At 43.9% G+C, this 24205-nt stretch carries 19 protein-coding genes; 7 read left to right on the top strand and 12 right to left on the bottom strand.

Annotation, left to right across the window (positions count from 1 at the left end):
• Nucleotides 1–82 precede the first annotated feature (82 nt).
• From lgt to PseudUWO310_RS23585, 3 genes are all read right to left on the bottom strand, one after another.
• Complete coding sequence (gene lgt / locus PseudUWO310_RS08870; protein ID WP_142600311.1) at nucleotides 83–934, bottom strand: prolipoprotein diacylglyceryl transferase; 852 nt, start codon at nucleotides 932–934, stop codon at nucleotides 83–85.
• Between the two features lie 12 nt (nucleotides 935–946).
• Complete coding sequence (locus tag PseudUWO310_RS08875; RefSeq protein ID WP_142600312.1) at nucleotides 947–2128, bottom strand: aspartate aminotransferase; 1182 nt, start codon at nucleotides 2126–2128, stop codon at nucleotides 947–949.
• 139 nt (nucleotides 2129–2267) lie between these two features.
• Nucleotides 2268–2402, bottom strand: coding sequence for a hypothetical protein (locus PseudUWO310_RS23585; RefSeq protein ID WP_263363407.1), 135 nt, complete (start codon nucleotides 2400–2402; stop codon nucleotides 2268–2270).
• A gap of 521 nt (nucleotides 2403–2923) precedes the next feature.
• Between PseudUWO310_RS23585 and PseudUWO310_RS08880 the strand changes: the two genes are divergently transcribed.
• A complete protein-coding gene (locus PseudUWO310_RS08880; RefSeq protein WP_142600313.1) occupies nucleotides 2924–4540 on the top strand; it encodes an NAD(P)H-quinone oxidoreductase subunit 4 in 1617 nt (538 codons plus the stop codon).
• Nucleotides 4541–4599: 59 nt separating this feature from the next.
• On the opposite strand, the gene PseudUWO310_RS08885 is transcribed toward PseudUWO310_RS08880, so the two are convergent.
• From PseudUWO310_RS08885 to PseudUWO310_RS08910, 5 genes are all read right to left on the bottom strand, one after another.
• Complete coding sequence (locus tag PseudUWO310_RS08885; RefSeq protein WP_142600314.1) at nucleotides 4600–5583, bottom strand: FkbM family methyltransferase; 984 nt, start codon at nucleotides 5581–5583, stop codon at nucleotides 4600–4602.
• 84 nt (nucleotides 5584–5667) lie between these two features.
• A complete protein-coding gene (locus tag PseudUWO310_RS08890) occupies nucleotides 5668–6354 on the bottom strand; it encodes a DevA family ABC transporter ATP-binding protein (protein WP_142600315.1) in 687 nt (228 codons plus the stop codon).
• A 108-nt stretch (nucleotides 6355–6462) separates the two neighbouring features.
• Nucleotides 6463–7665 (bottom strand): ABC transporter permease DevC, encoded by a 1203-nt coding sequence (gene devC / locus PseudUWO310_RS08900; RefSeq protein WP_142600316.1) that lies wholly within the window; start codon nucleotides 7663–7665, stop codon nucleotides 6463–6465.
• Nucleotides 7666–7783: 118 nt separating this feature from the next.
• Nucleotides 7784–8953 carry an ABC exporter membrane fusion protein gene (locus PseudUWO310_RS08905; protein ID WP_142600317.1) on the bottom strand — a complete coding sequence of 390 codons (1170 nt, stop codon included), beginning with the start codon at nucleotides 8951–8953 and terminating at the stop codon, nucleotides 7784–7786.
• A gap of 6 nt (nucleotides 8954–8959) precedes the next feature.
• On the bottom strand, nucleotides 8960–9784 hold the full coding sequence (locus PseudUWO310_RS08910; protein ID WP_142600318.1) for an SDR family NAD(P)-dependent oxidoreductase: 825 nt from the start codon (nucleotides 9782–9784) through the stop codon (nucleotides 8960–8962).
• A gap of 96 nt (nucleotides 9785–9880) precedes the next feature.
• On the opposite strand from PseudUWO310_RS08910, the gene PseudUWO310_RS08915 reads away from it, so the two are divergent.
• The 5 genes from PseudUWO310_RS08915 (at nucleotide 9881) to PseudUWO310_RS08935 (ending at nucleotide 15312) form a co-directional block, all read left to right on the top strand.
• The gene (locus tag PseudUWO310_RS08915; RefSeq protein ID WP_142600319.1) at nucleotides 9881–10426 is read left to right on the top strand and encodes a PadR family transcriptional regulator; all 546 of its coding nucleotides are present in this window, start codon (nucleotides 9881–9883) and stop codon (nucleotides 10424–10426) included.
• Nucleotides 10427–10605: 179 nt separating this feature from the next.
• Nucleotides 10606–12336 (top strand): ABC transporter ATP-binding protein, encoded by a 1731-nt coding sequence (locus tag PseudUWO310_RS08920; RefSeq protein ID WP_142600320.1) that lies wholly within the window; start codon nucleotides 10606–10608, stop codon nucleotides 12334–12336.
• Between the two features lie 26 nt (nucleotides 12337–12362).
• Entirely contained in the window at nucleotides 12363–13025 is a 663-nt protein-coding gene (locus PseudUWO310_RS08925; RefSeq protein ID WP_142600321.1) for a restriction endonuclease, read from the top strand.
• Nucleotides 13022–14467: an SAM-dependent methyltransferase gene (locus PseudUWO310_RS08930; protein ID WP_190315958.1), complete on the top strand. Its 1446-nt coding sequence runs from the start codon at nucleotides 13022–13024 to the stop codon at nucleotides 14465–14467. The genes PseudUWO310_RS08925 and PseudUWO310_RS08930 overlap by 4 nt, the downstream gene beginning before the upstream one ends.
• Nucleotides 14464–15312, top strand: a complete 849-nt coding sequence (locus PseudUWO310_RS08935; RefSeq protein WP_142600322.1) for an energy-coupling factor transporter transmembrane component T family protein — start codon at nucleotides 14464–14466, stop codon at nucleotides 15310–15312. The genes PseudUWO310_RS08930 and PseudUWO310_RS08935 overlap by 4 nt, the downstream gene beginning before the upstream one ends.
• Before the next feature lie 75 nt (nucleotides 15313–15387).
• Here the strand turns inward: PseudUWO310_RS08935 and PseudUWO310_RS08940 are convergent, their stop codons facing one another.
• The 4 genes from PseudUWO310_RS08940 to PseudUWO310_RS08955 all read right to left on the bottom strand — a co-directional run bounded on the left by PseudUWO310_RS08940 (nucleotide 15388) and on the right by PseudUWO310_RS08955 (nucleotide 23556).
• Nucleotides 15388–15795: a hypothetical protein gene (locus PseudUWO310_RS08940; protein WP_142600323.1), complete on the bottom strand. Its 408-nt coding sequence runs from the start codon at nucleotides 15793–15795 to the stop codon at nucleotides 15388–15390.
• Nucleotides 15796–15844: 49 nt separating this feature from the next.
• Nucleotides 15845–16207: a cupin domain-containing protein gene (locus PseudUWO310_RS08945; protein ID WP_142600324.1), complete on the bottom strand. Its 363-nt coding sequence runs from the start codon at nucleotides 16205–16207 to the stop codon at nucleotides 15845–15847.
• Nucleotides 16208–16673: 466 nt separating this feature from the next.
• Nucleotides 16674–17444 carry an imidazole glycerol phosphate synthase subunit HisF gene (gene hisF, locus PseudUWO310_RS08950; RefSeq protein WP_142600325.1) on the bottom strand — a complete coding sequence of 257 codons (771 nt, stop codon included), beginning with the start codon at nucleotides 17442–17444 and terminating at the stop codon, nucleotides 16674–16676.
• A 385-nt stretch (nucleotides 17445–17829) separates the two neighbouring features.
• Nucleotides 17830–23556, bottom strand: coding sequence for a hypothetical protein (locus PseudUWO310_RS08955; protein ID WP_142600326.1), 5727 nt, complete (start codon nucleotides 23554–23556; stop codon nucleotides 17830–17832).
• A gap of 214 nt (nucleotides 23557–23770) precedes the next feature.
• On the opposite strand from PseudUWO310_RS08955, the gene PseudUWO310_RS08960 reads away from it, so the two are divergent.
• Nucleotides 23771–24187 carry a hypothetical protein gene (locus PseudUWO310_RS08960; protein WP_223805586.1) on the top strand — a complete coding sequence of 139 codons (417 nt, stop codon included), beginning with the start codon at nucleotides 23771–23773 and terminating at the stop codon, nucleotides 24185–24187.
• The last annotated feature ends 18 nt before the right edge of the window (nucleotides 24188–24205 follow it).

The following is a 24205-nucleotide window of genomic DNA, read 5'->3' on the forward strand; positions in this document are numbered from 1 at the left end:
GGTTTTAGATTGCATTGCGCCTAGCTACTTAAAAATTTTCATAGGAGCTTGTTTCTAGCGATCGCGATAGTAAATCTAAAACCTAGAGGCTTTCCGTGGGAATTTCTTTGGGTGTCGTATCGGGAAATCGGCGACGCAATCCATAGAGCCAAACTAAGCCTAAAGTCCCCAGCGCGATCGATACGAGACTGACAATCTGGGCGGTACGAAGCTGACCTACCATTAAACTGTCGGTGCGCAAGCCTTCAATCCAAAACCGACCGACACTATAGGCGATCGCATACATCATCGTAATTGTGCCAGTTCTCAGTTTAGGGAACCGCAAGAAGGCAAATATTAAGATCGCAAATACACCGATATTCCAAAGGGATTCGTATAAAAAAGTGGGATGGAAGTAAGCTTCATTCATCAATTCGGGGGGGCGGCGATTCACTGGAATAAATAATTTCCAAGGTAAATCTGTGGGGCTGCCAAAAGCTTCAGAATTAAAAAAGTTCCCCCATCGACCGATCGCTTGTCCTAAAATCACCGCAGGCATGATGATATCTGCCATCAGCCATGTGGAAATTTGTTGGCGTTTGCAAAATATAGTTGCCGCGATCGCCCCGCCAATAATTGCCCCATGAATCGCAATCCCACCTTCCCAGATAGCAAATACTTTGTACCAAGGTTGCACTTGGAAACGCTGCCATTCAAACAGGACGTAGTAAAAGCGGGCGCAGGGAATTGCGCCGACGACAAGCCAGATCGCTAAATCGCCGACTATTTCTGGATCGACATTGCGCTTTTTGGCAAGGGTTTGGGCTAGTAAAGTGCCCAAGATAATTGCGGAGGCAATTAGCAACCCGTACCAACGGATAGAAAGCGAGCCAATTTCAAAGGCGATCGGTCCTGGAGAGGTAAATTCAAAAGCAAACGGCAACAAATTAAACATCCCTTTTCCTTTTTACTTGTAACGTATTCCTGCTTGCTTAAGTCGATTTAGCGCTTCGCCTAAGCGATCGCAGTCGGCAATCAAACTAATTCTGACATAGCCTTCACCACCTTGCCCAAAGGCACTGCCAGGAGTAAAGACGACACCCGTACTTTCTAATACCTTTAAGGCAAAGTCCGCAGAGGTCATCCCCACTGGCACTGGAATCCACAGATACATCGTGGCATAGGTTTTAGGGATCTCCCAACCCAGTTCGCCCAATCCTGCGATTAAGAAATCGCGACGTTCCTTGTAGCGATCGCAGACTTCTTCGAGGTACTTGTCAGGCAGTTGTAAGGCAGTCTCCGCCGCGACTTGAATCGCCGAAAAAATCCCATAATCGAGGTTAGTTTTCAGAGTCCGCAACCCCTGAATAATATGGCGATTGCCCACCACAAAGCCGACGCGCCAGCCCGCCATATTGTAGGTTTTGGAGAGGGTATGAAACTCTACACCCACTTCTTTACCGCCTTCGATTTCCAGCAAACTCGTTGGTTGATACCCATCAAAAGCAAGTTCGGCATAGCAGAGATCATGCACCAAAAGAATTTCGTATTTCTTGGCAAAGGCGACGACTTCTTCAAAAAATTCGCGGGGCGCGATCGCCCCTGTAGGGTTGGCAGGATAGTTAAAGTACATCACTTTAGCCCGTTGAGCGATTTCTTCGGGAATTGCCGATAGATCGATCAACCAGTCTTGTTCGGGCTTGAGGATCATTTCATAGATCTCCCCACCCGCTAATAAAGGACCGCGAAAATGAGCAGGATAGGCGGGACTGGGGACGAGAACGAGATCTCCTGGATCGATATAGGCGATCGCCAAATGTCCTAAACCCTCTTTAGAACCAATGAGGGGCAGGGCTTCTCCTTCTGAATCCAACTGCACGTTGTAGCGACGCTTATACCAATCGGTAATCGCTCGACGAAAACTAGCCGTCCCTTCAAAGGGAGGATAGCCATGATTTTTAGGGTTTTGGAGCGCCGAAATAGCGGCTTCAACCACTGGCGCTGGGGTTGGTCCGTCGGGATTGCCCATCCCCAAATCGATCAAATCTAAACCTTGCTCTTTCGCTCGTAGCTTCAACTCATCTAAGCGGGCAAAAACATATGGAGGGAGTTTTTCAAGTCGCTGAGCGGGTTTGAGCCAAGTCTTCATTTGTGTTTTGAGAGCGTATAAGGTGAGTGGAGATAAACTATGGTGGCAAAGCCACTACAGCTTAATTAGAATTTTTATAGAAACTCGATCTTAATAGAAATTGCCAGCGCGATCGCACTTGCTACGAGAAAGTAAACAGTTAAATAACGTCAGTTTGAGTTAAGTTGGCAAATTTTAAAAGCCCAAAAGTAAAAGCCTTGCTACGCAAGGCTTTTACTTTTGGGTTTTGAGCAAGGGTTTGGATGGCAAACCCTTGCTCAAAAACCGTTTCCAATTATCCCGAACTCCCGTTATACCAATTCCCAAAAGTGTAACTACACTTTTGGGAATTAAAACCCAAGCCCAGTAAGGGTTTTATAATCACAAAATGGCGTAGCCATTTTGTGATTTGGTATTGTATAGCTGCCGCCAACTGGATCAGGACATAAAACCCTAAAGAGAGTTGCCGCGCTCCGCGCGGCAACTCTCTTTAGGGTTTTGATTTTGTCCTAACAAAACTGGCGGCAGCTATAGCAATTCATGAAAGCTGCAAGCTCAGGCTACCTAAATGAATAAGACTCGAGCCTGCACCTCTTAAGAAATATCCCTAAACGATAGTCATAAGTTAATGGTATTCGCAAATACAATGACAATTTATAGATGAATCACCATGCAAAACCTAGAAAATAAGCTGGGATATAGCTTTGAGTCTATTATGATGATTTGAAGATTTATTAACTTTTATATCAAAAGACTTAATACAAGTTAACAATTTCTTCATACAATGGACTTAACGAGTAAGTAATTATCCTCATCATGTCTGTTGCAGAATTTCCTTGGCTTACAACAATCCTGCTGTTTCCCCTCATGGCCGCCTTCGCAATCCCTTTCATTCCTGACAAGTACGAGGATGCGAAGAATGTGCGATCGTATGCCATGGCAGTAGGATTTATCGAACTTTCGCTCATGATTTACGCATTCTGGAGTCAATACAATCTGCATGATGCAGCTTTCCAGATGTCTGAAACCTACACATGGATTCCCCAGATAGGTTTGAATTGGGCTTTAGCCGTTGATGGGCTATCAATGCCCTTAATAGTCTTAACAGGATTAGTAACGACCTTAGCAATTTTCGCTAGTTGGTCTGTAACCAAAAAATCTCGCCTATTTTATTTCTTGATGCTCTGTTTATACAGCGCTCAGATTGGGGTATTTGCCGCTCAGGATCTATTGCTATTCTTCTTTATGTGGGAATTGGAACTGATTCCCGTATATCTACTGATTTCAATTTGGGGTGGGTCAAAACGTCTTTATGCTGCCACTAAGTTCATTCTCTACACTGCCCTAGGTTCGATTTTTATTCTTGTCGCTGGGTTAGCCATGGCATTTTATGGCGATAACATCACCTTTAACATGGCCGAGTTGGGGATGAAACAATATCCGATCGCCTTTGAGCTGCTTGCCTATGCAGGTTTTTTGATTGCCTTCGGGGTGAAACTACCAATTTTCCCATTGCATACATGGTTACCCGATGCCCATGGGGAAGCTTCGGCTCCAGTATCGATGGTGTTAGCGGGAGTCCTCTTAAAAATGGGAGGATATGCCTTAATTCGTTTCAATATTGAAATGTTGCCCAATGCCCATGTTTATTTTGCGCCTTTGCTTGCAATCTTAGGGGCTGTGGGTATTGTATATGGCGCAATGGCTGCCTTTGCCCAACAAAATCTCAAACGCCGCTTAGCCTATTCTTCGATTTCGCATATGGGCTTTATTCTTTTGGGATTAGCTTCATTTAACGATCTCGGCGTAAGTGGTGCATTGCTACAAATGATCTCCCACGGTTTAATTGCTGCGGCTCTATTCTTCCTTGCGGGTGTAACCTACGATCGCACCCATACCTTGATGATGGATGAAATGGGGGGGATTGCGAAGATCATGCCCAAAGCCTTTGCCCTGATGACAGCTTCCGCCTTAGCATCTTTAGCCCTGCCAGGAATGAGCGGCTTTGTTAGCGAGCTCAATATTTTTCTCGGCATTAGTACCAGTGATGTCTATTCCTCTAGCTTTAAAATCGTGACGATCGGTTTAGCGGCAGTTGGCGTAATCATCACACCAATCTATCTGCTTTCAACTTTGCGTCAGGTTTTCTATGGAGAAACCAATCCTACTTTATCCCTTGAGAAATATGTTAGCGATGCCAAGCCCCGTGAAGTATTCATTGCCGCTTGTTTGATTGTGCCCATTGTGGCGATCGGGATGTATCCGAAGCTAGCAACCCAAACCTACGATGTGAAAACGGTTGCTGTGACCGAACAAGTCCGCGAAGCCTTCAGCCTCGTGGCTCAGTCCAATCCTAATCTATATTCATCTGCGGCGATCGCACCTCAATTAAGCAATCCCAGCCATCGCCCCATTTTAGGGATTATGGAATAGCCTTGCACCAAATTCTGCACAGATAAAAAAAGAGCGCTATGCGCTCTTTTTTTTACGGGCTATGCCATCATCATGACAACATTTCGTTGAATATTGGTGTTTAAGTCTTCTAGGGGGAACAGGCGATCGCTATCGTTTATTTCGGCATAGCGGTTATAGCCTAAATCTTGCAATAATTGCTTGAGCTTGTCACCCGAAGCACCTGCCGCTTTCAAGCTGGTGGGGTGAACTTCAATAATTAAAGTAGGCTTTAAGGTGGTGATCATTTGGCTAGCTCCAGCCAGAAAAGCACATTCGCTCCCTTCCACATCTAGTTTTAGCAAAACTTTGCCTGTAAAACCTTGCCAATTCACAAAATCATCAAAGCGTTTTAGAGGAACTTTAATCACATTATGCTGATGGGTTGCCGAATGTTCTGGGAAAATACCTGCCGAGCCCGATGTACCAATTGGTACTAGTAGTTCTATCTCTCCGTCCGTATTGCCCACGGCGATCTGGTGAACCTGAAATTTGCCCAGAGCATTTGCGGTCAATGATTTCCCTAATGCTTTAGCTAGTCGGGGCTGTGGTTCTATAGCTAATACAAAACCCGTCGTGCCAACTAACTTACTAGCCACGATCGCAAAACTGCCATGATTTGCCCCAACATCGAGGAAGGTATCGCCTTCAGTAATTAGCTTCGGTAAAATTCGCGTATCCGTTTCTTGACTGGCTAACTCGTTGACGACCTGAAAGAGTCGCATATCAGTAGGATTGAGAAAAACTTGATAGCCCGATAGGGTTAATTCTAGATAGCGATCGGGAGATGTTTGCGAAAAAATATTTGATAAAAATCTAAATAACGATCTCCCACCCTTGAGATAGTTTTTGCCCGTGAGATGGAAATACAAATTACAATACAGAGCAAAAATTTGGTAGAGAAACGGTAGCTGCTTGCTTAGGGTCGGATTGAGTAGCCATCCTAAAACCGAGCGATCGTAGAGCCAATCATCGGGCAGGGCTGTCTTGCTTTCTGGTTTCACGATGGGAGAATTGGCGCTCATAAAAAATATGTGGATGACTCAGATAAATTTCCTATGAGTTTACGCCAAATTGGGGTAAAGATATTGCGATCGCCCGACAGCAAATTACGCCGCCCGATGCATTAAGACTCCATCCTCCATATAAATAATGCGATCGGCGAGATCGAGAATACGATTGTCGTGGGTCACAAGGAGAATCGTACAGCCTTGCTGTTTGGCTAGTTTCTCCATAATCTCCACCACATCGCGCCCCGATTTTTTATCTAGCGCCGCCGTTGGCTCATCGGCAAGAATTATTTTCGGCTGTCCCACCAAGGCACGAGCGATCGCCACTCGCTGCTTTTGTCCTCCCGACAGGTCGCTAGGATAGTAATCCAATCGGTGAGACAAACCCACCGAATCTAAAACATCTCGAATCCGTCGATCTGCTTCTGCCGCCGTCACATCATGCAGTTCTAGCGCCATTTCCACATTTTGATAAACCGTGAGGAAGTTCAAGAGATTATGGGCTTGGAAAATATAGCCAATATTGCGCCGAATCAGCGTCATTTGGTCGGGCATAGAATCAAGCAATTCTTGACCTAAAATCTTCAGACTACCCTCTTGCGGCGATCGCAAACCACCCATGAGCGTTAGCAAAGTCGTTTTCCCCGAACCCGATGGTCCCGTCATAATCACAATCTCCCCTCGATCGATTTGCAGATTGATATCAAATAAAACCTGCTTACGGAGAGCATCCAGCCCATAGTAGTGATTTAGTTGCGTTACGGAAATAGCAAATTGCGAAGACATTGTTTTTGAATTACGAATTATCAATTACGAATTACGAAATATCAGCCACCAATTACCAATTACCAATCACCAATCACCAATCACCAATCACCAATCACCAATCACCAATCAAAAAATATCCGCAGGATCCGCAGTTTGAATCTTTCTCACAGCAATGGCGGCGGAAACGGAACACATGATAGCGGTCAGCACGAATACAAACGTAATCCGTCCTGCATCCATTGCCATTGGTAAGAGAGTGGCGATATGGGTGATTTCGTAAATGCCCCATGCCATGGCTGTGGCGGGAATGAAACCGAGGACAGCGAGAATGAGCGATTCTTGGAAGACGACAATTAATAAATAGCGATCGCGAAATCCCATCGCCTTGAGGGTGGCATATTCGGGTAAATGGTCGGTGACATCGCTATAGAGAATTTGATAGACGATCACGGCTCCGACGATAAAGGCGATTACGACACCGAGATCGAAGGTATAGCCCACAGGTGTACTGGCATTCCAAAAGGCTACTTCGGCTTTAGCGAAATCCTGTCTCGTCATGACTTTGACATCGTTGGGAAGAAGCGATCGCAATTCGGCTAAGACTTTATTAACATCAGCATCGGGCTTGAGCTTGACTACACCAATATCGATTAGTCCGCCTTGGCGCGATCGCACCATGCGCAAAAAGTTAATATCGCTGGTGATGAGATGGGCATTAATGCCAAAGGTGGGGCTGAGTTGAAATAGTCCCCGCACTTGAAATTGGCGTTCGTCAATTTCCGTAACGATGGATTCGCCTGCCTTAAAGTTTTTAGCGATCGCCCCAAATTCGTTTCGCGATCCAGAATTAAAGAGAACGGTGTCGGGTTCGCGCAGTTTTTGGCGATTCTCGGCAACTCCTTTAATATTTAAAACCTGATGTTCGGGATTAATGCCAATGGCGTAAATATCCCATATCTCTTTGTTGTAAGGATTGCGCCATTGAATGAAGTTGAGATAAATCGGACTGACAGACTGTACGCCCGATAAGCCTGCGGCTTGGTAAAGGCGGCGATCGGTAAAGCGATCGAGGGAAATTAGCGATCGGTAGCGACTGCTCAAAATGACGATTTCGCCATTGATGCTGTGATGGAGTTCTACGGCACTGCTAAATAATGCACCGCGAAATCCCATTTGCAAAAACATCAGCACATCCGCAAAACTAATTCCCGCGATCGCGACCAGCAAACGTACTCGCTCTTTCCGCAATTGCAACCAAGAAAGAAAAAGCGGTTTCTTCTTTTTGGATTTTGCCGTGACATTTATAGGCTTATCTATGATTTTGGTCATAACTCTCTAGGTTAGGAAATCCTTCTCAATAAAGATGCTAATGATCCCCCTCAATCCCCCTTAAAAAGGGGGAAGAAGAAAATTCTCCCCCCTTTTTAAAGAGGGATGGGGGGGATCTTCATTCCCGAACATCGATCGCTGCTTGAATACTGAGATTGGTTAATCCTGCAACCAAACGGCTAGAAGATTCATCCAGCAATATTTTTACCTCTACAACTCGCGCATCAAACTGCGCCGCAGGGTCGGTATTTAAGACATCTTTTTTACTAATCTGCAATCCGACTTCCTTCACTTTGCCGCGCAATGTTTCGGAGAAGGCATTATTTTTGCTGATTACATTGGCGGATTGACCGATCTTGACTCGGTTGATATCTAGTTCGTAAACCTCGGCAACCGCAACCATCCGTTGAGTTTGTCCCAAACTAATAATTCCGTTATTTCCCACTAATTCCCCAGCACGGGTATGGATTTTGAGAACCTGTCCATCTTGGGGCGATCGCACTACTGCTAAATCCAAATCTGCTTTTGCCCTTGCTACACCTGCCTCCGATTGAGCAACCTGTGATCGCGCTAATTCCACATCCACGGGACGAACTTCGGCGATCTGGTCGAGGGTGGCGCGGGACTCGGCGATTTGGGACTGACGCGATCGCACGATCCGCGATAACTGCGCCTTTGCTTCATTCAGTTGTTGGCGTACTGTATCGCTAGTTAATTGTTTGCTATCGCGCAGGGAAGCAGAAATCGCGCCTTCCGTTTGCAGATATTGATATCGTCGATCCTCTAGTTCGGCGTTACGAAGTTCGGCTTCTAACCTTGCGATCGCTGCTTCTTGAGCAGCAGTTTCCGTTTGTAACTCTACTTGGATGCGATCGACGACTCTTTGCTGAGCTACTATCTGCCCTGATTTGGCTCCCGCTTCCACTTGCCGCAATTGCGCTTCGGCGACCGTAACCCGTTCCTGTGCTTCCCGCAAAGCCGCCGCACGCGGAGCATAGTTATCGAGATAGGCAATCACATCGCCTTTGCGAATCTGCTGCCCGTGCTGCACGTTGAGCCGTTCAATTCGCGCACTTTCGCCAGATGTCGGTGCAAATACTTTAATCACTTCACCATCGGGTTCCAATCTGCCCAATGCTGAAACTGTTTCTAATTTGGGAGTGGTTTCGGAAATAATAGGTTGAATGGACTTTGGGGCGAGATTAATATAGGCGATGCTGCCAATGCCCAAAGAAGCGATCGCGATCGCCGTAAGAGGCAAATATTGAACAGGAAATCTAATGCTCATGGGGTTTTAACCTTTTTGGTGTTTGGTCATATCGCGCATTACGCCCCCCATAATTTGCACCCTCGCCCAACGAGGCAAAAAGGCGAGGGAATAGGTCAGCAGTTTAGAGATAAACCCTGGAAGGATGGTGGGCTTTTTACCTAAAGCGTTTAGGGTTGCCTGAGCCACATCTTCAGGATTTAACGCCATGCCCAATTTCATGCCTGCACGGGATGCAAAACCGCTATTAGTAGGGCCAGGGGCAGAGGCAATTACATCAATTCCCATCGGGGCAAGTTCCACATATAGGGCTTCAGCTAAGGTCTGGACATATGCCTTGGTCGCGGCATAGTGCGCCGCAAAGGGTGCTCCTTGAAAGCCGACAATCGAACTCATCAGCACGATGCCACCATTGCCGCGTTTAGCGAACCTTCTCCCAAAATGCCAAGTTAGTTCTAATAGCGATCGGCAATTAACATTCAGCATTTCCATTTCTGTTTCTATTGGTAACTCAATAAATGCTCCCGCAGTCCCGAATCCTGCCGCCGCCACGAGTAGCCCAATATCGAGATCTTGAGTTACTTCCACAATGATTTTGGTTCCCGAAGCGATCGCTAAGTCAACGGCAAGAACCTTGACCTCGATCGCATAGCGATCGCGCCAATCAACCGCCATTTGCTCCAATACCTGTTTACTCCGCGCAACTAGAACCAGATTTAGCCCTGATTCCGCGAGTCGCAGCGCCATCTCGCGCCCGATTCCCGAAGAAGCACCCGTCACCACCGCCCAAGATCCGTACCGCCTATACAAGTAGCTAGCCTTAAGCTGCTGACGAGAATTAATATTCTGCATTTTTAACTCCGTTTTTTGTATTCAAGTTTTTGAATACAAAAAACAATGTATACTTAACCAATAAAATTCGTCAAGTAGTTTGCGGTTTAATTTGTAATGGCGCTCAAACATACCATCCTTGCTTTTCTCTCGCGGCAGTCCCTCAGTGGCTATGAAGTCGCTAAAGAATTTGCCGAAGGTTTTGGCAGTTGTTTCTGGAAAGCAAGCCAGCAGCAAATTTATGCCGAACTAGCCAAGCTAGAAAAGCAGGGCAGTGTCACCTATGAGGCGATTCCACAGGCAGGCAGGCTGGATAAAAAAATCTATTCCATTACCGATCAAGGGCTAAAAGAACTCACGGATTGGCTAGTTCAACCCACCGAGCCAACTGCCATGCGCGAAGATTTAGGCGTAATGGGATTAGCCGCCCATTTAGTTCCCCATCAAGTGACCCTGCGGGAAATCGAAAGGCGGCGACAACTCCATGCAAACATGGCCCTTCATGTCAAAAAAATGGATGAGCATTTTGCCAAAAATCTGGAATCCTTGGAGCTAAAGGATTTATACATGCATCTAATTATTCGGCGAGCCATTCGCTATCAAGAAGACTGGGTTGGCTGGTGCGATGAAGTACTCGAGGCGATCGCCAAATCGGTTAAGTAGTTCGGCATAATTAAAAACCAAAACCAGAAAGCATACCGCCCGCTATGCGGGCAGTATGCTCTTCTGGGTTTTAAGTTTACTTATACCTAGCTACTTAACAAACTAAGTAACAAAGTAGAATAATAGCCGAGCATCATGAGGCTAGCCATCAACTAGCAAGCACAAATATATGGAATATTATGGAAGCGATCGCCATTCTCGATAAAGTTTCGTATATCTATCCCAATACCAAGGAGAGGGTCTTAAAGGATATTTCTTTAACGATTAGAAAGGGGGAATTTTTAGGGATCGTGGGCGCAACTGGGGCGGGGAAAACGACTCTATGTCTTGCTCTTACGGGGATCGTTCCCCAATTTTATGGAGGTCGCTTTTTTGGGAAGATCGCGATCGCAGGTTTAGATAGCCTCGAACATCCTGTCAGCGAGTTAGCGCGGCATGTGGGGATCGTCTTTGAAGATCCTGAAGTGCAAATCACCGCCACCTCGGTCGAAAACGAAATCGCCTTTGCCCTCGAAAATCTCTGTGTTCCCCGTGCCGAGATCCTACAGCGGATTCCCCATGTTCTCGCATCGGTTCGCCTCGCAGGATTTGAAAAAAAGAATCCTCAAGAACTCTCAGGTGGTCAAAAACAACGTCTAGCGATCGCGGCGGCGCTAGCATTAAAACCCGCTCTACTCATCCTTGACGAACCCACTTCCCAACTCGATCCCATTGGTGCGCAGGAAGTTTTTGCTACCGTTAAGGCATTAAAAGACGAACTGGGTATGGCGATCGTCATGGTCTCCCATGCTGCCGAAGAAATGGCAGAATTTTGCGATCGCCTTGCTTTGCTCTCAGAGGGGCAATTAGTAGCCATCGGGACTCCCGCCGAAATCTATGCGCAGGTCGATCTACTCGAACAAAATCAACTACGTCCACCTGAAGTAGCACAGGCCTTTAGCCAAATTCAGCAAAAGGGAATTGCGATCCCCAATATTCCTGTTACCTTGTCATCGGGAATTAATGCGATCGCAGGATTGCGATCGCACCTTCAGCCCATTGTGCCCCCGATATTTACGCCCCCATTTCTCAAAAGTAACAGCCCCATTCTCTCAGTCCGAAATCTATACCATACCTATGCTGACGGAACGGAAGCCATCAAAAATGTTTCCCTCGATATCCAGCAAGGTGAATATGTATTGATCGTCGGGCAGAATGGAGCGGGCAAAAGTACCTTAGTAAAGCATTTTCTCAATCTACTGCAACCGACATCGGGCAAGGTGTTAGTCGGCGATCGCCCCACGCAAGCTTTATCGGTGAGTGATCTCGCGCAGTCCATCGGCTATCTCGCCCAAAATCCTGACAATCAAATTTTTAATACTTCCGTTGAGAAAGAAGTTGCTTTCGCCTTGCCTTTTCTTGGGTATACCAGCGAGCGCATCCAGCAAGAAACCGAACGCAGTCTCAAGGCAATGCAACTATGGGAACAGCGTCATGCCCATCCATTGTCTTTACCCAAGGGAGAGCGGGGAAGGATCGTCATTGCCGCTTTATTGGCGATGAATCCTGAGATTATTATTTTCGACGAACCAACCACAGGACAAGACTATCAGGGAGCTGCATCGATCCTAGAGGTCAGTCGGCAATTGCACCAAATGGGCAAAACTGTAATTGTCATCACCCACCATTTATACCTCATGCCTGAATATGCCGATCGCGCGATCGTAATGGGCAAAGGAACGCTGCTACTGGATGCCCCATTGCGCCAAGCCTTCCATCAAACGGATCTATTAAAGTCCACCTATCTCACGCCACCGCAATCTGTCGTGCTATCACAAAAACTTAGTGAAATTAGCGATCGGGAATATTCTCTAATTACCCCAACCGAATTTGCCAAGTGTTTTGCTTCTATACAAAACACTTTGGGATAAGATAAGAATTAACTTGCAATTTTGTCATGACAATTTTAACTATAGAATCTCTTTGTTCTGAAGCTAATATTTTCTCCGCAATTGAATCTGCTCATCCAGAACCTCTACTCTATGGGGTAACTGATGGTAAGGCTGTTGGAACATACTTAGAGCATAAGTTCAGACTCTATCTGAAAGATCGGTATGATTTTGCTGAAGGAAATTCAGCTATTGGAATTGATCTTCCAAGCTTACTGATAGATATCAAGGTCACAAGCATTAGACAACCACAATCATCTTGTCCATTTAAGTCAGCACGACAAAAGATTTTTGGATTAGGCTATGGATTAATTATTTTTGTCTATGATAAGACTGACGACAGCATAAATAGAACTGGGAACCTGAATATTCGGCATACAATTTATGTCTGTTCGGAAAGAACGGCTGATTTCCAAATGACTCGTGGAATTCACAATATCCTTAAAAATGAAGGTAATAAGGATGATCTGATAGCTTTTATGATTGATCGGAATTTACCTGTTGATGAAATTGAGTTATCAAATATTGCTGACGAGATAATCGCAAATCCTCCTATTCAAGGCTTTTTGACTATTTCTAATGCTCTCCAGTGGCGACTTCAGTACGGAAGAGTAATTGAACTAGCTGGGCAAGAAGAAGGATTAGTCGCAGTTTATAGGAATAACCCATGATTAAAAATATTGACAAAAAAGCGAAAATAGAATTTGGAGATTTTCAAACACCAATTGAGCTAGCAGAAAAAGTTTGCCAGCAGTTGATCCAACTTAATGTTAGTCCTGATGTAATTGTTGAACCAACTTGTGGAGTTGGGAGTTTTATTGATGCCGCTTCATTACGTTTCCCCTTGGCTAATAAAATTATTGGTATTGAAATAAACGCACAATACTTGCAGGAAGTTAGAAATAAGAATCAATACTCACAAGATCAAAGGATTGAACTAATACATAAAGATTTTTTTGAGGTTGATTGGCGATCCTACATAAAACAACTAAGTGGAGAAATTTTAGTGCTTGGGAACTTTCCTTGGGTAACCAATGCACAGCAAGGAATTATTAGTAGTGATAATTTACCGCAAAAAAACAACTTTCAAAAACATAACGGACTAGATGCAATTACTGGAAAAAGTAATTTTGATGTTTCTGAATGGATGTTAATACAGATTGTCCAATGTCTACAAGGTCACAATGCTTGTTTAGCAATGCTCTGTAAAACCTCAGTTTCAAGGAAAATCCTAAACTATATTTATTCTCAAAATCTTAACCTTACTTACTGTGCGAGCTATAAAATTGATGCCCAAAAATATTTTGGCGCAACAGTTGATGCTTGTCTATTATTTTGTCAGTTTGATCAAAGCTCAAAAAACTATTTCTGTGATGTATTTAATGATCTAGACCAATCAGAATACAAGAGAATAGAATATAGAAATAACATCCTAATTAGAGATGTTATTTCCTTTGAGAAATTTAGTAGTTTATACGATAAAAACCCTAAAAATAAATGGAGATCTGGCATTAAGCATGACTGTTCAAAAATAATGGAATTCCGTAAGATTGATGGTGCTTTTGTTAATGGACTGGGAGAATCTATTGATATAGAAGAAATTTATCTTTTCCCTTTAATTAAAGGTTCTGATATTGCTCAAAATAGAGTAGAAACTACTGATCGGTATGTTTTAGTAACTCAAAAATTTGTTGGTGAGTCAACTGAATATATTAAATTAGCAGCTCCCAAAACATGGGGATATCTAGAATCTCATTCCATGTACTTATCTAATAGAAAAAGTAAAATCTATCAAAAAAATCCTAAATTTTCAATTTTTGGTGTTGGCAAATATACGTTTGCATCATGGAAAATAGCAATTTGTGGACTCTATAAAAAGCTAGAATTTAGACTGATTAGTAATCTTGATAATAAACCTACAGTTTTTGATGATACTGTTTATTTTCTTAGTTTTAGTGAGGAAAAAGTTGCCATTGCTACCTTTAAATTATTAACCTCGGATCAAGTGATCTCCTTTTACTCATCTCAAATTTTTTGGGATGAAAAACGACCTATTAAATCAAGTATCTTAAATAGTTTGAATTTATCAGCATTACTAGAGGCAAATAAATGAAATTTCAAACAGTTAAGTATGACTCTTTATTTACGCGCTTAGATTTTCGATCTAAATCAGTTGCGATGTTATCTATTACCGTTCTTGCTTTTTTATGGGAAAGCCCGATCGCTGGTGGCATTTTGATGCTGAGCATGATAATTTCCTGCTTGTTTGCTGGAGTCAAGCTTAATTATTTAGGGGGAGTTTTTAAATTGATGATTCCTTTTTATATTTTCTTGATTTTGAGCATGGGCTTTTTTAATGTGGAACAGGTTAAGTTACTGGCGCATAAAACTGAATTAACGACTTTAGTAAGTCTACCTAATGCATGGTGGTTAATTGGCGGGGCAAAAATGAGTTGGGAAGGAACTCTCTATGGCTTGAATATCGTTTTTAAAACCTTGACGATGATTTTGGTAATTCCACTGGCAATTTTTACTACCGATGTCAATCAAATGACAGTAGGCATGGTAAGAGCAAAAATCCCTTACAAAATAGTATTTATATTCTCGTCAACCTTACGATTTGTCCCGCTTTTACTCGCAGAATCCCAGTCAATTATTGAATCACAACGATTACGGGGTTTAAACTTTGAGAAAATGGGATGGCTGCAAAAAGGGCAAGTGTATGCCAAGATTGCGATTCCTTTAATTTTAAATTCTCTCTCAAAGTCCCAAAAATTAGAGATCGTGCTGCAATCCAAAGCTTTTTCAGGGAGTTCTCAACGCACCTATCTCCATGAGTCTGCCTTAAAAACTGCCGATCGCCTACTGATGATTGCTTCCAGCTTGTTATTCGTCATAGCGATCGCCTTATATTTTGGCTTAGGTATTGGTAAATTTGCATGGTTACTCTATCCCTAGGGACAGAGAATTTGCGTCAATAAGAGAATGGTGGTGCTTCGCACCACCATTCTCTTATTGGCAACAGCTACTTAGTCATTTACTAACGTTTCTTGAGATGGATTTTTGATTGAATGATTTGATTGCCCAAATAATCATGCCAAAGGCTATACAGCAGGACAGAGCAACTAAGTTTTCTTGGATATGGGGAGAAATGAATACGATAAAGCCCTTATCTTTAATTAAAGCGGAGAAACTAGACACACAAAATGGCATGAGATATAACCTGAAAGTCTGCCAAGTATCTCGTTGCGTCGCTCCATTAGAAGAAATGCTGAGCATCAACCCCGTTCCTATTACCGCACTGATTCCAATGGAATTACTCCAGATCTTCGGGGAAGGATCAAAATAGAAAGAGACAATGACAACGTACCAGATTAGGTAGCACCAAAGTACTGACTTATCTAATTGGATTTCCGAAAAGTATTGAATCAGTTCTTTCATGGCTTTTCATTTATTTAAATTGAGATCAGGCTCTTGCGGAATTCATTACTTATTTGGCGATCGCAACTAACTGATAGCCTGCGGCAGCAGGCGCTACCACCGAAATAAAAATCAATGGCTCATCGCTGTTGTTAAAGACTCCATGCACACAATTAGGATAGGCAACTACCACATCCCCCGCGAGAATAGTCTTAGTATTACCAGATGTATCCAGATAATATTCACCCTTTCCCTGCAAAATCGTCCATGTATCCTGTCCGTTGGGGTGAATATGGGGAGAGATCTCTTGATTTGGCTGAATATACCAAGCGACGATCGCAGCCTCAGGAGATTCTGTGATAACCGAACGAATCGGTTCGCGATCGGTGGGTTGAAAAAATTCAGAACTCTGGAAAATTCTTTGGTGGCTCATTCTTGATTTCGAGGTCACTGATTGCTGAAAGCATTTGAATTATGGCATTGGGCTTGTGAGCAAACTGTTTCAGCAATCACTAAGTATAGCTGCCGCCAGTTTTGTTAGGACAAAATCAAAACCCCAAAGAGAGTTGCCGCGTGGAGCGCGGCAACTCTCTTTGGGGTTTTATATCCTGATACAGTTGGCGGCAGCTATATAGCTACAGTCACTTGACTTAGGAAAATCAAACCCCAAGAATTGACTGGCGGCGCTTCGCGCCGCCAGTCAATTCTTGGGGTTTATGTCTTAACTTGAAAACCCTTAAGTAGTTCGGCATAATTAAAAACAAAAACCAGAGGGCATACCGCCCGCTGCGCGGGCGGTATGCTCTTCTAGGTTTTAAGTTTACTTATGCCTAGCTACTTACTAGGTTTAGTTATACCAATTCACAAAAGTGTTGTCACACTTTTGTGAATTGGTATAACTAGATCGATCGCACAGGAACGTGATGTGCGCTTAAATAATCCTTGATTTCCGCGATCGTCAACTCTCCATAATGCAGTAACGAAGCTAATAAGGCGGCTTCAGCCCTACCTTCGGTAACTGCTTGCAGGATATGTTCGCAGTTGCCAGCTCCGCCCGAAGCGATCACAGGCACTTCCACTAAATCGGCAACTTGACGGGTAAGTTCCAGATCGTATCCCGCCTTTGTCCCATCCGCATCCATACTCGTTAGCAAAATTTCCCCCGCCCCGCGCTTCACAACTTCCTGCGCCCACCAAAGGGCATCAATTCCCGTATTCTCTCTTCCGCCACGCACATATACATCCCAGCCCATATTTTGAGGATCGTTCCTGCGTCTAGCATCGATCGCCACAACGATACATTGATTGCCAAAGCGATCGCTGCTGCGGTTAATCAAATCAGGATCACTGACTGCCGCCGAATTCATGCTCACTTTATCCGCGCCTGCCCTTAAAAGTTCGCGAATATTATCGAGATTGCGGACACCACCACCCACGGTTAGGGGAATAAATACTTGCTCTGCGGTGCGATAGACCACATCTAAAATAATATTGCGATCTTCGTGAGTAGCCGTAATATCTAAAAACACCAGTTCGTCAGCCCCTGCAAGGTTGTAAGCCTGTGCTAACTCTACGGGATCGCCAGCATCCTTCAGATCGACAAAATTTACACCTTTGACGACGCGACCCGCTTTAACATCCAGACAAGGCAAAATGCGTTTTGCTAGCATAGACTTTTCAAATTTTCCCAAAAAATCACAACAATCAGCCCCAGAACGAACATTTTACAGCGCTTTATGTTGTAATACCAATTCAAAAAATGGCGTTGCCATTTTTTGAATTGGTATTCTAGCTATATTCACTTAAGTCAGGATAACAAACCCAATAGAGAGTTGCAGCGCGAAGCGCTGCAACTCTTTATTGGGTTTGATTTTTGTCCTAACATTACTGACTATAGTTGTATAGCTACAGTCACTTGAATTAGGACAAATCAAAACCCAAGAATTAATTGGCGGCGCGAAGCGCCGCCAATTAATTCTTGGGTTTTATGTCCTAGTACACTTAGCGACAGCTATATAAGGATGGGCGGCGCAAAGCGCTGCCCATCCCCATTTTTCACTTTGCGATCGCCATAGTCTTGATTTCAGGAAAAACTAGAGGCTCATTTAAGGTCTGACTCATATTGCCAATAATGGCTTGTAAATAGACCCGTAACTGCTGAAATTTGACCACATTGGGTTGATAAGTGCCATCGGTTTCCAGTTCAAACAAACGTCCCGCAAATAATTCACTGCTGAGCGTGGGATCTTCCAAAATCACTGCATTTTCCGACTCTTGCCAAGGGAACAAACCTTCGGGTAGATCACCCTGCAAAATACTTAAAATGCGATCGCGGCAGACTTTGATATTAATTCCGCGTATTTGTAGCTGCTGAAGTAGCTGGGTGGGATTAACTGATTGCGTGAGGTTAAGGCGGCAGATTTCCTGTAACAGGAAGTAATCGGAATATTGCTGACGCGCAATGTCTTGGAGGTGGGGATAAAGGGGTGAAACCGCTAAACCATTTGCCACCATAGAAGTCGCTAGGGGGTCAATACTGGCATTAGGTAGTTTTTGCGCCAGCCACCGTGATAGCAAAGGAATATTCATCGTACTTCCTAATAGCAACACTTGACGGACATCTTCTCCCAAAATTCCCGCATTACTGAGAATTGCATTCAGTTCTCGATTGAGTCGTTGAATAAATGGTTGCAAAATTAAATTTTCCAATTCACGACGCAAGACAACTATCGGTTGCCCCATTAGCTCCTCGTTCCATTCATCAACACCAACATCGCCACCAAATGTTGACTTGATGCGATCGGCTAGTTCTAGCATTTTGCGACCAATATCCGAGCTCAAAAGATATTGCTGAAGGAGAACCCGTTGCGATATAGCCGAAGCACCAACCTCTGGCAAACTCAAGCGATCGAAATTACAGAGATGGCGATTAGGATTGGTAATTAACAACCAATGGGGATAGAACAACTGCACGACAATATCTTGACTAATACTAATTCCTGCATAGTCAAGACTGCGAACATGTAACTTCGAGCGATCCTTAGCATCAGTAAGCCCTTTAGCCAGACAGAGACTGGTCGTAATTGCCCCTGCATCGATCAGTAGCGTTACTTCCTCAGATATCTTCCGATCGTGGACTAGAGACAAAACTGGCGCGATCGCCTGTTCTACCGCCATCACCTGTTCCGCATGATTGACTAATTTTGCTTTCAAAATGGCTTCACGGACATTGAGAATATAAGTATCTGACCAGTTAGTAGGATAGCCAAAGACCACACTGCTTAGCTTTAATAAAATCAACCCCACATCAGGCAGTTTGGGATGATTGGCACGGGTTTGGATCTGCTCCAGTAGATTTTTAAGTGCGGCGACAAACCACCGCAAGCTGTTCTGATTCGATATAGACCATTGAATGATTGGTTGCCAAGCACTCACGCCGCGATAGGGCAAACCTAATTTGAGAAACTGTTTGAAATGCCCGATCGCAACTTCCCCATTTTCTAAGCCAGTAAGATGCGATCGCTTAGTCAGAACCCGCAGTTCCTTAGCGATCGGATCGTCTAAACTGCGATCGTCTGCCCACACCAGTTGGCATAGCATCTCCTCAGCATCATCTAAGTACAGGGGATATAAACGACCAGTACTCGCATTGAGCAAACTCGCCCTTATGGCGGTACTACCAAAATCCACACCTAAAATCCAAGTATCATCAAGACTATAGACCTCCTTCTCAGGTGGCGTAGGAATTAATGCTTTACTTTTTGATTCCAATACCAAAGAATCAATATCGAAAACATTTTCGCTCGTATCCGTAATGGGTGCTACCGATGACAAACCCAGTTGTTCGCGACGTTCATCAATTAACGGTTGAGCAAAGTTAAAGGAATTTAAATCCTTTAATAAATTATCCCATTCGCTATCGGCGACGGGAGTATGGGCATCATGCTGAGAATCGGCGAACTCATTCAGCAAGAAGTCGTCCTCAGCTTCCTCAAATTCATTCTCCAAATTCATAAAATCGGAGAGATCTTCAGCAGCCCCTACATTTGCAGGTTCAGGTGAGAGTTTTTTCTCATTAGTATCGGCAGTATCGGCAAGGTTATTCAGCTTTTCGTTTTCTAAAGAAGCGAAAAACTCATCGGCAGACAATTCAAAAGGTTCCGATGCAATATTATCTTTTGCAATATTATCTTTGGGAATATTTTCAGTTTTGCTGCTACCTGAGGGCTTAGATAGGAGGTTAGACTCGATCTGATCGAGCGCAGCAGTCCAATCATCCTCTTCCGCCTCAGCCTGAGAAGAGTTCATAGGCGGCTCTTCTAGTACTGTTAAAATCTCCTCAGCTACCGCAAATTTAGTCATATCGGACGTAGGCTCTTCTAGTACCGTTAAGATCTCCTCAGGCACAGCAAATTTAGTCATATCTGTATCGTCCAGCGAGACTATTGAGTCTTCCTGTACAAAACCTTGCAAAATTGTATCCAACTCTTCTTCGACATCCCTTGACACAAAAGGACTAATCGGCTCTTGGATGGTTGCTGCCCCAGCATCAAGCTTGCTATAGCCCTCCCTTGGGATTACCTGCATGGTGGTATCGTTTTCCTCAGGCTCATTTGCAGCATCGAAACCAAATAGAAGGGTATCAAGCTCGCTTTCATGATCTAGGTTGAGATCATTGCTGCGATCGTTACTGAGATCTATGCCGAGATCGTTACTGAGACTGTTACTGAGATCGTTGCCGAGATCTAGATTGAGATCAGTGTTGAGATCGTTGGCGTAGTTATTGCTATAGGCATTGTTATTAGTTGCAAAATTCGTGTTTTCGGATGCCGATTGCACAAATAATTCATCAAGCTCGTCACTAATGGTAAAGGGCTTAGATTGGTTGTATTTAGCGGCATTTTCGGCAATTACTTCCGCAAAAATTGCATCCATATCATCCTCGACCTTAGATACAGACTGAGGCGCAGTTGATGGGGACTCATCTCCAGCAGTTGTCTCAAAAAGTGAGTCAGGATTATCAAAGATCTCAGGAATATCATTCGATGCCGTCATCAATGGTGATGCAAATGGCGATGAAAATGGCGATGAAAATGGAGATAACTGCAAATCAGCAATATCTACAACAATTTCCGACTGTTCGTCGGTGCGATCGGCAAAGGAATTCGCAAAGCTATCAATAAATAAAGTATTTGGATTTTCGATAATTAAAGGTACTTCCAAAGACTCCTTTGATGTATTTTCTAGTTGAGATGGAATAGGCTCACTCGAATCATTAGCAGCAACCTCAATGATAGTGGGATAGGATTGAGATTCCGCAGCTTCCCAATTCGTCAAGGAATAAGGTGTATTACGAATAAACTGATCGAGGTTAGCCGCAATTAATGGATCCACTCCCCCCGCATTAAGTTGAGCCAGATCGGAACTTAGTTCATTGACCAATGAGTCTTCCCATTCACCAAATTCCGAAGTATCGTTACCTTTATTGGTAAGCAAAATCAGCGATTCGTCAGAATCATCGGCGTGATCGTTGCTAGAATTACTAAAGAACTGTTCGATTTTCGCGTCGATGTGACTGTCCGCACTATCTTTTTTGATAGCATCTAAATTGATTTCCGAAGCAATTGAATTAATTGGGGAATCATTAAAAATTTCTATTTCAGCCAGTGAATCATTAAGATCGTTCGATTTGGTCTGAACTGGCAATTTTGCCATGTCAATAGCTTCATTACCCAACCAAGATAATAAATCCTCATCCGCAGACACATCGACGAGGTTAGTTAATACAGGGCGTTTATTAGTTTCCTCTAACCATTGCAGCAGTTCGGGATTGTCAATTAATTCGCCAGAATCGCTAATTACATCCTTATCATTCGCGTCATTCGCGGAAAAATTTAAAGCTAGTAATTCAAAATCATGATCTTCACCTTCTTTTGCTATGGTCGATCGCGGTATGTCGAAGGTCTCTACAAGTTGGGTAGCCGCTTCCACATCAAAATCAGGATTCAACTCACGGGCGGCGATCGCACTTTGAGGATCGAGAATAATGCTTGTGCCAAAACCAGCGAGATCGATTAAGGGATCGGTGGCTAGCTCCGTAGCGGTCTGCTCGTCAGAAACTGGTTGAACTGGTTGCTCAAATAACGTATCCGAGGAAGCCCCTAAGATGCTCTCCAGTTCAAAAACTTCCGCGCCCAGCATCGTCTCTGAAGTATCTACAACCCGATCTTCAGACGTAGAAATTGGAGATTGGGTAGTTTCCGCAGGCAAGTCTAAATCTAGCTCTGGCGTTAATGAGTCAAGAGCGCTGTCCCCATCGCCAGAGGTTGCCATGTCCAGTAAGGCAATTTCAGAGTTTGAGGCGGCAAAGGGCTCACTGAATTTTTCACCAAGTTCATTAAATTCACTAAATTCATTAAGTTCACTAAGTTCATTAAATTTTGCGGCGGAAGGCTCGGCGATCGTTTCGCCAAACTTATCTCCCGCTAATAAAGCATCGATCAAATTTTCATCAGCAGGTTCGGAAAAAGTTTCAAGGTATCGGGCGGGAATATCATCGGGCAGTTCGGGCAATATCACTTCTTCATGAAGTTCTGGATCGGAGCCCTGTGGCACAAGCTCAGACTGTTGCTCAATCCGCTCAACTAACGCATTAATTAAAGCTTCCCCTTTCTGTTCGAGGGTTTCCATATGCCCAAGTTTGGCGGAGATCGATGTTTGATAGCCTTGGATTTCCTGTTCTAAGGAACGAAAAGTAGTATTAAACATTTCATCAAGATGCATCAGGAAGCGATCAGTTTGCTCCTGCACCCTGTTGACAAATTCTGTGGGTGGGGTTTCTGAGACGGGATTAACTGGAGCCGCCGCAGACAGATTGGCTAAATTATTTTGAAGGCTTTGGGAAAGGGTCTGATTCACACTCTCTGCAACAGTTGTTGCCATTGTTTGCTGCATTGTTTGCTGCATTGTTTGCTGTAGAGAATCAGAAATCTGATCCCGCACGTAATTATCAACCGATCGCAGCGACCGATCCAATGCTTCTTGCTGCGTAGCCTGAAATTCTTGAAACTGTCTCATCCAAGTTACGCGATCGGCTTCTAACTGCGAAATTTCAGCATTAAGTTTTTGCTTTTGTTGGTTTAAGGTTATTAATTCTTGACTTATTTGCGATCGCTGTTGAGATTCGACAATTTTATTTAAGTTAGCGGATATTTCACCCACCATCAGCGCTCTTTCTACCGCAAGTGTTTGGCTAACTGCTTGTTGGACTGACTCTTTGACAACTTGTTGCAATGTCTGCTGAATTGCTTGCTGAAGCGAAGCAATCAGGCGATCGTTGACAAATGAATTGGACTCAGGTGTACCATTCGTCATTATGCTATTCTCCTTTGTCAAGTTAGATTCAGTGCCAAATAGGTTGCTAACTACTGGGCTAACTAATAGGGGTGACGATGTCTCTAGTTTATCTGTTTTAAATTTTCCTGTGCCATCTTCTTGGATATTTATACCATCAAGCCCGTACGCCTCCCCATTCCCGTCACGGTTAGTTAACTCACTTGACTGTGTTTGCCCCTGTAGGCGCGTTACTAAAGCCTGATATTGCTGCTCCAAATTACCCAGTAGCGAGTCATCGGTTAAACCCTCAAGATGCGATCGCAACTGTTTTAGCTGCTCTCTCTGATGGATCGTATCTGGGGATGCTTTTTTAGACACCGAACGCACTGGTCGGCTAAGCAATGTATTGATTTCATCAATCAAACTATTAATCAGTACTTTTGACATAACACCCCCTACAAGACCTCCATAATGACAGCTTAGGGTAATTTAAATAACTACCAAAATTTGTTGACAAAATTGATAGGCAAATAGGCTCCTAAATGAGCTACACTCTAAAGCCAAATTTGTTAGCAGACAATAGCACACATCTTTCCCAGTTTTTTGCTAATATCTTGGCGATTTTTCTATAATTTTTTGTGAGTTTCTGGCGAAGATGACTATGAAAAACAAATCGCATGTTTCTCCGACTTGTTCTATGGCTCCGCCATTACTTAGATTCACTAACTACTTACTGCTATCAGCGATCGCAACTTTATCAACAATGGCGATCGCTGGTGCTGGGTTTGCAGAGCGTCGCGAGGTAGATATTCGCCTACTAGTGAATCAAGATGAGGGTTTTACTGTGATGACCCGTAAAGCCGAAATACTAGCGCGATCGGCAGCTCAACGGACATTTGACCGCGAAGTTTTGGTTTCTGATGTATCGGTGAAGGTTACCGCGCAAAATCTCAATCAAGATCAAGCGGCAATTATTCTCCAAATGATCGTGTCCCGCCGCGATTGGACAAGTCGTCCCGATCCGAAAATATGGTCAACCTACTTTCCCATGGCAAAAGCACTTTTGGGTATTCAGTAACATTAACGTGAGTCCGCG

This window comes from Pseudanabaena sp. UWO310 (genome assembly GCF_006861605.1).
Classification (GTDB): domain Bacteria; phylum Cyanobacteriota; class Cyanobacteriia; order Pseudanabaenales; family Pseudanabaenaceae; genus Pseudanabaena.